Source organism: Streptomyces toyocaensis (assembly GCF_000725125.1).
GTDB lineage: Bacteria > Actinomycetota > Actinomycetes > Streptomycetales > Streptomycetaceae > Streptomyces > Streptomyces toyocaensis.
This window is the reverse complement of sequence record NZ_JFCB01000027.1, coordinates 96,847-107,922: the sequence shown is the minus strand read 5'-3', so window position 1 is coordinate 107,922 and position 11,076 is coordinate 96,847. Positions and strand designations below refer to the sequence as shown.

The 11,076-nt window shown below is 68.7% G+C and carries 11 protein-coding genes; 7 read left to right on the top strand and 4 right to left on the bottom strand.

Translation table 11 applies throughout. The features are described 5' to 3' along the window. Nucleotides 1-9: 9 nt before the first annotated feature. A complete protein-coding gene (locus BU52_RS25125) occupies nucleotides 10-537 on the top strand; it encodes a peptidylprolyl isomerase (RefSeq protein WP_037938277.1) in 528 nt (175 codons plus the stop codon). Nucleotides 538-646: 109 nt separating this feature from the next. Beyond that, nucleotides 647-1,534 carry a rhomboid family intramembrane serine protease gene (locus BU52_RS25120; protein ID WP_037938274.1) on the top strand — a complete coding sequence of 296 codons (888 nt, stop codon included), beginning with the start codon at nucleotides 647-649 and terminating at the stop codon, nucleotides 1,532-1,534. A gap of 278 nt (nucleotides 1,535-1,812) precedes the next feature. Here BU52_RS25120 and crgA read toward each other — a convergent pair whose 3' ends face one another. Next, nucleotides 1,813-2,067 (bottom strand): cell division protein CrgA, encoded by a 255-nt coding sequence (gene crgA, locus BU52_RS25115; RefSeq protein WP_037938272.1) that lies wholly within the window; start codon nucleotides 2,065-2,067, stop codon nucleotides 1,813-1,815. Between the two features lie 141 nt (nucleotides 2,068-2,208). Between crgA and BU52_RS25110 the strand changes: the two genes are divergently transcribed. The 5 genes from BU52_RS25110 (at nucleotide 2,209) to BU52_RS25090 (ending at nucleotide 5,884) form a co-directional block, all read left to right on the top strand. Continuing rightward, nucleotides 2,209-2,988, top strand: a complete 780-nt coding sequence (locus tag BU52_RS25110; RefSeq protein WP_037938270.1) for a DUF881 domain-containing protein — start codon at nucleotides 2,209-2,211, stop codon at nucleotides 2,986-2,988. Between the two features lie 215 nt (nucleotides 2,989-3,203). Then, the gene (locus tag BU52_RS25105) at nucleotides 3,204-3,365 is read left to right on the top strand and encodes a hypothetical protein (protein ID WP_200881280.1); all 162 of its coding nucleotides are present in this window, start codon (nucleotides 3,204-3,206) and stop codon (nucleotides 3,363-3,365) included. Continuing rightward, a complete protein-coding gene (locus BU52_RS25100) occupies nucleotides 3,362-4,000 on the top strand; it encodes an aminodeoxychorismate/anthranilate synthase component II (protein ID WP_037938267.1) in 639 nt (212 codons plus the stop codon). The genes BU52_RS25105 and BU52_RS25100 overlap by 4 nt, the downstream gene beginning before the upstream one ends. Beyond that, on the top strand, nucleotides 3,997-5,100 hold the full coding sequence (locus BU52_RS25095; protein ID WP_037938266.1) for a class E sortase: 1,104 nt from the start codon (nucleotides 3,997-3,999) through the stop codon (nucleotides 5,098-5,100). The genes BU52_RS25100 and BU52_RS25095 overlap by 4 nt, the downstream gene beginning before the upstream one ends. 13 nt (nucleotides 5,101-5,113) lie before the next feature. Next, nucleotides 5,114-5,884, top strand: a complete 771-nt coding sequence (locus tag BU52_RS25090) for a class E sortase (RefSeq protein ID WP_037938263.1) — start codon at nucleotides 5,114-5,116, stop codon at nucleotides 5,882-5,884. Nucleotides 5,885-5,968: 84 nt separating this feature from the next. On the opposite strand, the gene pknB is transcribed toward BU52_RS25090, so the two are convergent. The 3 genes from pknB to BU52_RS25075 all read right to left on the bottom strand — a co-directional run bounded on the left by pknB (nucleotide 5,969) and on the right by BU52_RS25075 (nucleotide 11,068). Further along, nucleotides 5,969-7,990 carry a Stk1 family PASTA domain-containing Ser/Thr kinase gene (pknB, locus tag BU52_RS25085; RefSeq protein ID WP_037938261.1) on the bottom strand — a complete coding sequence of 674 codons (2,022 nt, stop codon included), beginning with the start codon at nucleotides 7,988-7,990 and terminating at the stop codon, nucleotides 5,969-5,971. 169 nt (nucleotides 7,991-8,159) lie between these two features. Continuing rightward, entirely contained in the window at nucleotides 8,160-9,635 is a 1,476-nt protein-coding gene (locus BU52_RS25080) for a peptidoglycan D,D-transpeptidase FtsI family protein (protein ID WP_037938260.1), read from the bottom strand. Then, nucleotides 9,632-11,068: an FtsW/RodA/SpoVE family cell cycle protein gene (locus BU52_RS25075; protein ID WP_037938259.1), complete on the bottom strand. Its 1,437-nt coding sequence runs from the start codon at nucleotides 11,066-11,068 to the stop codon at nucleotides 9,632-9,634. The genes BU52_RS25080 and BU52_RS25075 overlap by 4 nt, the downstream gene beginning before the upstream one ends. Between the last annotated feature and the right edge of the window lie 8 nt (nucleotides 11,069-11,076).

Below are 11,076 nucleotides of genomic sequence, written 5' to 3'. Positions count from 1 at the left end.
AGGCACATCGTGGCTGAGCAGCTCTACGCCACCCTGAAGACCAATCACGGCGACATCGAGGTCCGGCTCTTCCCGAACCAGGCGCCGATCACGGTCAAGAACTTCGTCGAGCTCGCCAAGGGCGAGCGGGAGTGGACCCACCCCCAGACCGGTAAGAAGTCCACCGACAAGCTCTACGACGGCACGGTCTTCCACCGGGTGATCAGTGGCTTCATGATCCAGGGCGGTGACCCGCTGGGCAACGGCACCGGTGGGCCCGGCTACCAGTTCGAGGACGAGTTCCACCCGGACCTGCGCTTCGACAAGCCCTACCTGCTGGCGATGGCCAACGCCGGTCCGGGCACCAACGGCTCGCAGTTCTTCATCACCGTCTCCCCGACGGCGTGGCTGAACCGCAAGCACACCATCTTCGGTGAGGTCACCGACGCCGCGAGCCAGAAGGTCATCGACACCATCGCGTCGACGCAGACCAACCCGCGCACCGACCGCCCGGTGAACGACGTGGTGATCGAGTCGGTCGAGATCCGCGAGGGCTGAGTACCCCGTCCCCTCCCGGGGTGCGAAAAGCCCGTGAAGGGAACCAATCGCCCCGCTCATCCGTAAGGATGGGCGGGGCGGGGCTTTTCCACACGACCTAGGGGATCCCATGGACGACCAGGCTGCCGGCAGCCCGCAGGACGCCCGGAGCGTCTCCGTCTGCTATCGCCACCCGGACCGTGAGACCGGTATCCGCTGCACCCGGTGCGAGCGGCCGATCTGCCCCGCGTGCATGGTCGACGCCTCGGTCGGTTTCCAGTGCCCGGACTGTGTCCGGGGAGGTTCGGGCACGGGGCACCCGCCCACGGCCTCCGTGCCCCGCACGATCGCCGGCGGAACCGTCGCCGCCGACCCCCGGCTCGTGACCAAGATCCTCCTGGGGATCAATCTCGCGGTGTTCCTGGCCGTGCAGATCCGGCCGTCGCTGCTGTCCGAGCTGTATCTCATCGGTGAGTGGCCGCCGGCGCCGTTCCAGGCGACCCGGGGTGTGGCCGACGGCGAGTGGTACCGCCTGGTCACCTCGATGTTCACGCACGAGCAGATCTGGCACATCGGCTTCAACATGCTCGGTCTGTGGTGGCTCGGCGGCATGCTGGAGGAGGCCCTCGGACGCGCCCGTTACCTGGCGCTCTATCTGCTCTCCGGCCTGGCGGGCAGCGCGCTGACCTATCTGCTGGCGTCGGGGACCACGGCCTCGCTCGGCGCGTCGGGTGCCATCTTCGGACTGTTCGGCGCGACCGCGGTACTGATGCGCCGGCGCCGCTACGACATGCGGCCGGTCGTCGCCCTGCTGGTGATCAACCTGATCTTCACGTTCGGCTGGAACGACATCGCCTGGCAGGCTCACATCGGAGGGCTCGTCGCCGGTGTCGTGATCGGGTACGCCATGGTTCACGCCCCGCGTGAGCGGCGGGCGCTGGTGCAGTACGGGACGTGTGCGCTGGTGCTCACTGTGGTGGTCCTGTTGAGCCTGCTGAGGACGGCGCAGCTCACCTGAGGACGAGGTTTGTCCACAGACGGTGCCGGATCTTGTGCATAGGGTGCGTGACGCGCTGCGCCTCAGGTGATCGACCTGCGTTGGTGCAGCTCAGACCGTGTGCGAACGTATTTTCGATTGCCGGTGTTTCTGTCACACCGGCGTCAACATCCGGGAGGTTATCCACAGATCGAGTTGCCTATCCACATGTGGACAACGCCTGTGGATAACTCAGGGGATAACCCTGCCCAGAGCTGCGGACAGCTCTGGGCAGGGCGGCGCCCACCGTGTGGCGGGCGCTACTTCCACTGGGTCGAGACGCCGAAGCCGGCGGCGATGAAGCCGAAGCCGACCACGATGTTCCAGTTGCCCAGGGCGTCGATGGGAAGCGAACCGTCGGTGACGTAGAACACGACGATCCAGGCCAAGCCGATGAGGAACAGAGCGAGCATCACCGGCGCGACCCAGGCGCGGTTGGTCAGCTTGAGGGCGGTCGCCTGCTTCGCCGGCGGCGGCGTGTAGTCGGCCTTCTTGCGGATACGTGACTTCGGCACGAGGGTCTCTCCTGTCGATGCGCTGCGTGGCCGCGCAGGGAACTGGGTCGGGCTCGGGGCAGCGTACAAGGGGACTCCGAGTGCTCCCCCGGGCGTCCGTTAGCGTAGTGCTTCCGCGGCGCAGAAGGAGATAAGGGTACGTTGAGCAATTCCGCCGACTTCCCCGGACCGGGATCCGGTCCCGCCCGCCGGCGCCGAGTCCGGCCCGTGCGGATCCTCACCGCGGGTGTCTTCGCCCTGGCGGGGCTCATCTTCTTCACCAGCTTCGACACGGCCAAGGGCACCAACATCCGCACGGACGCCTCGATGCTGAAGCTCTCCGATCTGATCCACGAGCGCAGCCGCAAGAACGGCGAGCTCGACGAGTCCAACGGGGCGTTGCGCGAGGACATCGAGTCGCTCGCCGAGCGTGACGACGGGAGCACCCGCGCCGAGGACGACAAGCTGGCCGACCTGGAGAGGCGCGCCGGCACGCAGAAGCTCAAGGGCGAGGCGATCACGGTCACCCTGAACGACGCCCCGCCGGACGCCACCGCCAAGCTGCCCGGCTATCCCGAGCCGCAGCCCGACTACCTGGTCATCCACCAGCAGGACCTCCAGGCCGTGGTGAACGCCATGTGGCAGGGCGGCGCCGAGGGCATCAAGGTCATGGACCAGCGGCTGATCTCCACCAGCGCGGTGCGCTGTGTGGGCAACACCCTGATCCTCCAGGGACGCGTCTACTCACCGCCGTACAGGATCACGGCGGTCGGGGATCCGGAGAAGCTGAAGAAGGCGCTCGCGGCCTCGCCGGCCATCCAGAACTACATGGTGTACGTCAACGTCTACGGGCTCGGCTGGAAGGTCGAGGACGAGGGGAGCGTGACGCTGCCCGGCTATTCCGGCACGGTGGACCTGCAGTACGCGAAGCCCGTCGAGTAGCGGCCGTACGCCCACAGGGCGCCCGTCGTTGTTTCACGTGGAACATGCGTCGGCATCGAGGCGATCGGCCCCGCGCCACGTACAGGTGGGTGCAGGCGGCCGGGCTCGTACGGACTTCGCACACCCTGTGGAGGCCGGGAAACCGAAGGGTCCGCGCCGCTAGTCTGTTGGCGTACGGCGTGGGTCTGGTGCCGTGGTACGACGGAAGGGACGGCATGTACAGCTGGATCTGGCGGCATCTGCCGGGCAACGGATGGGTGCGGGGACTCATCTCACTGGTACTGGTCGTCGCCGTGGTCTACGTCCTCTTCCAGTACGTCTTCCCGTGGGCCGAGCCGCTGCTGCCCTTCAACGATGTGACGGTGGACAACCAGTGAGCGCGCGCATTCTCGTCGTCGACAACTACGACAGCTTCGTCTTCAACCTGGTCCAGTACCTGTACCAGCTGGGCGCCGAGTGCGAGGTCCTGCGCAACGACGAGGTGTCGACGGCGCACGCGCAGGACGGATTCGACGGGGTTCTGCTGTCTCCCGGCCCCGGCACCCCCGAGGAGGCCGGTGTCTGCGTGGACATGGTGCGGCACTGCGCGTCGACCGGGGTGCCGGTCTTCGGCGTCTGTCTCGGCATGCAGTCGATGCAGGTGGCGTACGGCGGCGTGGTGGACCGCGCACCCGAACTGCTGCACGGCAAGACCTCGCCGGTGACGCACGGGGGCAAGGGCGTCTTCGCCGGCCTGCCCTCCCCGTTCACGGCGACCCGCTACCACTCACTGGCCGCCGAGCCGGCCACGGTGCCGGCGGAGCTGGAGGTCACGGCCCGGACGCCGGACGGAACGGTGATGGGACTGAGGCACCGTGAACTGCCCGTCGAAGGGGTGCAGTTCCACCCCGAGTCGGTGCTGACCGAGCACGGGCACCGGATGCTGGCCAACTGGCTGGTGGAGTGCGGGGACCAGGGCGCGGTGGCGAGGTCGGCGGGGCTCGCCCCGGTGGTGGGCAGGTCCACGGCGTGACCGCGCTGCGCCCCGAGCGCGAGTCCGGCGCCTACGGGGCCGGCGGCCAGGGGACCCCGTACGGCGGGCAGCCGTACGGGGCGCCGGGCGCGTACGGGGACGGCTTGCACGACAGCGCGCCGCCCGGTCCCTACGGCGGCGCCTCCGGCAGCACCGCGTATCTGCCGCCGGTCGACGAGGAGACCGTGGCGCTGCGCGTCCCGGAGCCGCCGGAGCGGATCGTGCGGCACGATTCCGCGGCGGCGAGGACCGAGGGCGGCCGCGCGGCCCGCAGGAAGGCCGCCAGGAAGCGCCACGGGCGCCGTGGGGGCTCCCACAAGGCGCCAGGGGCCTCCGGGGGCCGGGAGGGGGTGTCACGGGCCTCCGAGGGGGCCTCCCGGGCGCCGTTGTCCCGTGTGGAGGCGCGCCGGCAGGCGCGGGCGCGCAAGGCGAGTCCGGCGGTCGTCGCCAGCCGGGCCATCGGCGAGGTGTTCATCACCTGCGGCGTGCTGATGCTGCTGTTCGTCACCTACCAGCTGTGGTGGACGAACGTGCGGGCGCAGGCGCAGGCCGGCAAGGAGGTCAGCGACCTCCAGAACGACTGGGCGAACGGCGAGCGGAAGCCGGGGGCGTTCGAGCCGGGGCAGGGCTTCGCGCTGCTGCACATCCCCAAGCTGGACGTGGTGGTGCCGATCGCGGAGGGCATCAGCAGCAAGAAGGTGCTCGACCGGGGCATGGTGGGCCACTACGCGGAGGGCGCGCTGAAGACGGCGATGCCGGACGCGAGGACCGGCAACTTCGGGCTCGCGGGCCACCGCAACACGCACGGGGAGCCGTTCCGGTACATCAACCGGCTGGAGCCGGGCGACCCGATCGTCGTGGAGACCCAGAACGAGTACTTCGTCTACAAGACGGCGTCCATGCTGCCGGTGACCCCGCCGAGCAACGTGAGCGTCCTCGACCCGGTGCCGAAGGGGTCGGGCTTCACCGGGCCGGGCCGCTACATCACGCTGACCACGTGCACCCCGGAGTTCACCAGCAAGTACCGCTTGATCGTCTGGGGCAAGATGGTCGAGGAACGGCCGCGCAGCAAGGGCAAGCCGGATGCGCTCGTCAGTTAAGGGCAGAGGAAACGTGGCAGCGACCGCCGACGACACCGCACAGCACACCGACCCGCCCGCGTCCTCGCCGCCGCGGGCGCGCCGCCGTACGGGGCCGGTGGCCATGGTGGTCGGCTTCTTCGGGGAACTCCTCATCACCGCGGGCCTGGTGCTCGGCCTGTTCGTCGTCTACTCCCTGTGGTGGACGAACGTCGTCGCGGACCGGGCGGCGGACCGGCAGGCGGACAAGGTGCGCGACTCCTGGGCCCGGGAGTCCGACGACGGCGGCGGCGGCAGCGGCGGGCCCGCGTCCTACGACAGCAAGAACGGCATCGGCTTCCTGTACGTGCCCGCCATGACCGGCGACCAGATCCTCGTCGAGAAGGGCACGTCGATGAAGGTCCTCAACGACGGTGTCGCCGGCTACTACACCGACCCCGTGAAGGCGACCCTGCCGACCTCCGGCGAGAAGGGCAACTTCTCCCTCGCGGCCCACCGGGACGGCCACGGCGCGAAGTTCCACGGCATCCACCGGATCGAGAAGGGCGACCCCATCGTCTTCGAGACGAAGGACACGTGGTACGTCTACAAGACCTACGCGATCCTTCCCGAGACCTCGAAGTACAACGTGGACGTCCTCGGGAAGATCCCGAAGGGGTCCGGCAGGACGAAGGCCGGCCACTACATCACGCTGACCACCTGCACGCCGGTGTACACCAGCAAGTACCGCTACATCGTCTGGGGCGAACTGGTCCGCACGGAGAAGGTGGACGAGAACCGGACACCGCCGAGGGAACTGCGCTGACGTCCCGCGGGGCCACCCGCGACGCACAGGAGCCCCGACCTCCGAGAAGAGGGCCGGGGCTCCTGCCGTGCGGGGTGGGGCGGGTCAGCCGTCCTCGTTGCCGCCGGTCAGGCCGCCGAAGAAGCCGCCACCGCCGTTGTCGCCCCCGTTGTCACCGCCCTGGTCCGCGGTGAACAGGGTGACCGCCGAGCCCTTCTCCACCTGCGTGCCCTGGGGCGGGTTGGATCCGAAGACACGGGAGTTGGGGTCCTGCGAGCCGGCGACGTTGCCGACCGCCAGTCCGGCCTGCTGGAGCATCTTCTGGGCGTCCTTGAGGGTCTGGCCGTTCACGTTCGGCACGGCGACCTGCTGGTTCTGCTTGGCCTTGCCGACGACGATCTGGACCTGGGAGTTCTTGTCGACCTGGGTGTTCGCGGCCGGCGTGGTGCGCAGGACCTTGCCGACCTGGTTCGGGTCGTCGATCTCCTCCTCGGTGCAGTTGCCGGTGAGGTTGTTCGCCGTCATCTGGGCCTTGGCCTCGTCACAGGTCTTGCCGATGACGTCCGGGACCGTGGACTTGGCTTCTTCCTTCGCGACGGTGAGGGTGACGGTGGTGCCCTTCTCCACCTCCTCGCCGAGACCCGGGTCCTGCTTGAGGACGGTGCCCGGCTTCTCGGCGCTCACCTCCTGCTCGACCTCGACGACGAACTCGTACTTCTTGCCCTCGAGTTCGGCCTTGGCGTCTTCGACGCTGTCGCCGACGACGCTCGGCACCGCCACCTTGGGCGCGCCGGTGGAGACCACCAGGTCGACCGTGGACTCCTTCTGGACCTTCGTGCCGGCCGTCGGGTTCTGCGAGCAGATCTTGCCCTTGCTCTGGTTCTCGCAGGGCTTCTCCTCGAAGCTGAGCTTCAGGTCCCCGTTGACGGCCAGTTTCTCGGCGTTGGCCTTGGTCTCACCGATGAAGTTCGGGGTGGCGACCTTGTCGTTGTCCACGCCTCCGCTGCCGCTGATGGCCCAGCGGCCGATCAGGATCGCACCGATGAGGACCAGGACGCCCGCCACGACCAGCAATATCGTCGAGGTGTTGTTCTTCTTCGGCGGGCGGCGGCGGCTCTGGCGGTCGTCGTAGCCGAAGCCGCCGTCGTCCGGGTTCATGGGCGGCAGCATCGAGGTCGCGGCACCGGCGCCCGCGTCCGAGCGCAGGGCCGTCGTCGGCTGGTCGTCGCCGTAGCCGCCGTAGCCGCCGTAGCCGACCGCGCCCAGGGCGGCGGTCGCCGCGACGGGCTGGCCGTCGAGGCAGGCCTCGATGTCGGCGCGCATCTCGTCGGCCGACTGGTACCGGTAGTCGGGGTCCTTGACCAGCGCCTTCAGCACGATCGCGTCCATCTCGGGCGTGATCTCGGGGTCGAAGACACTCGGCGGCTGCGGCTCCTCCCGTACGTGCTGGTAGGCGACCGCGACCGGGGAGTCGCCCACGAACGGCGGGCGGACGGTCAGCAACTCGTACAGCAGGCAGCCGGTGGAGTAGAGGTCGGAACGCGCGTCGACCTGCTCGCCCTTGGCCTGCTCCGGCGAGAGGTACTGCGCGGTGCCGATGACGGCGGCGGTCTGGGTCATCGTCATGCCGGAGTCGCCCATCGCGCGGGCGATGCCGAAGTCCATGACCTTGACCTGGCCGTTGCGCGTCAGCATGACGTTCGCGGGCTTGATGTCACGGTGGACGATGCCGGCCCGGTGGGAGTACTCCAGCGCCTGGAGGATGCCGATGGTCATCTCCAGCGTCCGCTCCGGCAGCAGCTTGCGGCCGCTGTGCAGGAGCTCACGGAGCGTGGAGCCGTCGACGTACTCCATGACGATGTACGGGATGGAGACCCCGTCGATGTAGTCCTCGCCCGTGTCGTAGACCGCGACGATCGCGGGATGGTTGAGCGAGGCGGCCGACTGGGCCTCCCGGCGGAACCGGGCCTGGAAGGACGGGTCGCGCGCGAGATCGGCGCGCAGCGTCTTCACTGCCACGGTGCGGCCGAGGCGGGTGTCGTGCGCGAGGTAGACCTCCGCCATGCCACCGCGACCGAGCACCTGGCCCAGTTCGTACCGGCCGCCGAGGCGACGCGGCTCTTCCATAGCTACCTACCAGCCCTCTCCGTCGGTCCCGGGCGGCACGCGCGTGCCGCCGGAGGCTGCCGTCCGGGCATACCGTACCCGGCTCGCTCTGTGTGACCTGGCCACGTACGTCAGCCGATACAGGACCGGTACCGCAACGTGCACCGATGTGAAGCAGACGTGACCGGGGTCACCGCTTGCCCTTGACGACCGCCTCCATGACGCTCTTGGCGATCGGTGCCGCGAGACCACCACCGGAGATGTCGCCACGCACGGCGTTCTCGTCCTCGATGACGACCGCCACGGCCACGGGCGAGCTGCCGTCGTCGCCCTTGGCGTAGGAGATGAACCACGCGTAGGGGTTCTTGCTGTTGTTCTCGCCGTGCTGGGCCGTGCCCGTCTTGCCACCGACCGTGACGCCAGGGATCTGCGCGTTGCGGCCGGTGCCGTCGTTGACGACGGTCTCCATCATCGACTGGAGGATCTGGGCGTTCTTCGCCGACATCGGCTCGCTCAGCGTCTCCGGGTCCGTCTTCTCGATGGTGTCGAGGTTCGGGGCCTGGAGTTCGTCGACCATGTACGGCTTCATCAGCGTGCCGTTGTTGGCGACGGCGGCGGAGACCATGGCCATCTGCAGGGGGGTGGCCGCGGTGTTGAACTGGCCGATGGAGGAGAGCGCGACCTGCGAGGGCTCCATGTTGTCGGAGAACACGGAGGCGCTGGCGCGGACCGGGGTGAACTGCTCCTCGGTGAAGCCGAACTTCTTCGCCGTCTCCAGCATCTTGTCGTTGCCCAGGTCGGCGCCGACCTTGCCGAAGACGGTGTTGCAGGACACCCGCAGCGCCTCACGCAGGGTGGCGTCCTTGCAGGGCAGGTCGCCGTCGTTCTTCAGCTCGGTCCTGGTGCCCGTCATGATCCACGGCAGCGGGGTGTCGGTCTTCTGGTCCGCGTCGTCGACCAGCCCGTGCTCCAGCGCGGCGGCCGCGGTGAGGACCTTGAAGGTGGAGCCGGGCGGGTAGACCTCGCGCAGTGCCCGGTTGAGCATCGGGTCGTCCGGGTTGTTCTTCTTCTGCAGCTTCTTCCACGCCTCGGCGTCCGTGTCGAGGCTGTCGCCGGCGATCGTGGACGGGTCGTACGAAGGGAAGGAGGCCAGCGCGAGGATCTTGCCGGTGGACGGTTCGAGCGCGACCACGGAACCCTTGCCGCCCTGCTTCTTCAGGCCCTCGTAGGCGGCCTTCTGGGCGGCGGCGTTGAGGGTCGTGACGACGTTGCCGCCCTCCTTGTTCTTGCCCGTCAGCATGTCGAGCGTGTTGCGGAAGAAGAGGCGGTCGTCGTTGCCGGTGAGGATGCCGTCCTCGATGGACTCCAGCTGGTTGGCGCCGAAGGCCTGGGAGACGAAGCCGGTGACCGGCGCCCACATGGCGCCGTCCTTGTAGGTCCGCTTGTACTTGAAGTCGCCCTTGGTGGTCGTGTGCCCGGTGATGGGCTCGCCGCCGACGATGATGTCGCCGCGCGGTGAGGCGTACCGCTCGATGGCCACGCGGCGGTTGTTCTCGTCGGTCCTCAGCTCGTCGGCCTGGACGTACTGCAGCCAGTTGTCCCGGATGAGCAGGGTGAGGATGAGCAGGCCACAGAAGATCGCGATCCGGCGCAGGGGCTTGTTCACGGGCGGACCACCTGGGTCATCTCGGCGTCGGGGTTGGCGGCGGGTGCGGGAGCCGGTCGGCGCGCGGTGTCGCTGATCCTGAGCAGGATGCCGATCAGCGCCCAGTTGGCGATGACGGAGGAACCGCCGTACGCCAGGAAGGGCATCGTCATACCGGTCAGCGGGATCAGGCCCATGACGCCGCCGGCGACGACGAAGACCTGGAGCGCGAAGGCGCCGGAGAGGCCGATGGCGAGCAGCTTGCCGAACGGGTCGCGGGCGGCGAGGGCGGTGCGCACGCCGCGCTCGACGATCAGTGCGTACAGCAGCAGCAGTGCCATCAGGCCGGCCAGGCCCAGTTCCTCGCCGAAGGTGGCGAGGATGAAGTCGGAGTTGGCGGCGAACCGGATGAGCTCGGAGTGGCCCTGGCCCCAGCCGGTGCCGAGGGTGCCGCCGGAGCCGAAGGCCCACAGGGCCTGCATGGCCTGTTCGGAGTGGCCGCCGACGCCCGCGCGGGAGAGCGTGTACTCCTTCATCGGGTCGAGCCAGGCGTCGACGCGCTGCTGGATGTGCGGCTCGAAGCTGGCGACGCCGACGGCGCCCACCGCGGACATCAGCAGACCGAAGACGATCCAGCTGGTCCGCTCGGTGGCGACGTACAGCATGATCACGAACATGCCGAAGAACAGCAGCGAGGTACCGAGGTCGGTCTCGAAGACCAGGATGAGGATCGAGACCATCCAGACGACCAGGATGGGGCCGAGGTCGCGGCCGCGCGGCAGGTACAGCCCCATGAAGCGGCGGCTGGCGAGCGCGAGGGCGTCCCGCTTCACCATCAGGTAGCCGGCGAAGAAGACCGCCAGGACGATCTTGGCGAACTCACCGGGCTGGATGGAGAAGCTGCCGACCTGGATCCAGATCTTGGCGCCGTAGATGTTCCGGCCGAGGCCCGGCACCAGCGGCAGCAGCAGCAGGAACAGGGCCCCGAGCATGGAGATGTAGGTGTAGCGCTGCAGGACGCGGTGGTCCTTGAGGAAGATCAGTACGCCGACGAACAGGGCGATGCCCATCGCGGTGTACATCAGCTGCCGGGGCGCGGCCGTGCCGGCCTGGCCGATCTTCTGCAGCAGCTCGGACTGGTCGAGGCGCCAGATGGCGACGAGACCGAGCCCGTTGAGCAGGGTGGCCAGCGGCAGCATCAGCGGGTCCGCGTACGGGGCGAACTTCCGTACGGCGAGATGGCCGACGCCCGCCAGCAGGCCGAGGCCGAGACCGTAGCTCAGCAGCCCGGCGGGCACCTCGTCGTCGAGGGCCAGTCCCACGTTGGCGTAGGCGAAGACCGGGATGACGACGGCGAACACCAGGAGCGCGAGCTCGGTGTTGCGGCGGCTGGGTGCGCCGATCGCACCGATGGTGGACGTGTGCTGCGTCGACGGGTTCGTAGTACTGCTCATCGTGTGAC

Excerpts from the sequence above, each read along its gene's own strand:
- BU52_RS25120 (WP_037938274.1), top strand. The coding sequence starts at position 647 with ATGGACGACCAGGCTGCCGGCAGCCCGCAGGACGCCCGGAGCGTCTCC.
- BU52_RS25105 (WP_200881280.1), top strand. The coding sequence starts at position 3,204 with ATGTACAGCTGGATCTGGCGGCATCTGCCGGGCAACGGATGGGTGCGG.
- pknB (WP_037938261.1), bottom strand. The coding sequence starts at position 7,990 with ATGGAAGAGCCGCGTCGCCTCGGCGGCCGGTACGAACTGGGCCAGGTG.
- BU52_RS25075 (WP_037938259.1), bottom strand. The coding sequence starts at position 11,068 with ATGAGCAGTACTACGAACCCGTCGACGCAGCACACGTCCACCATCGGT.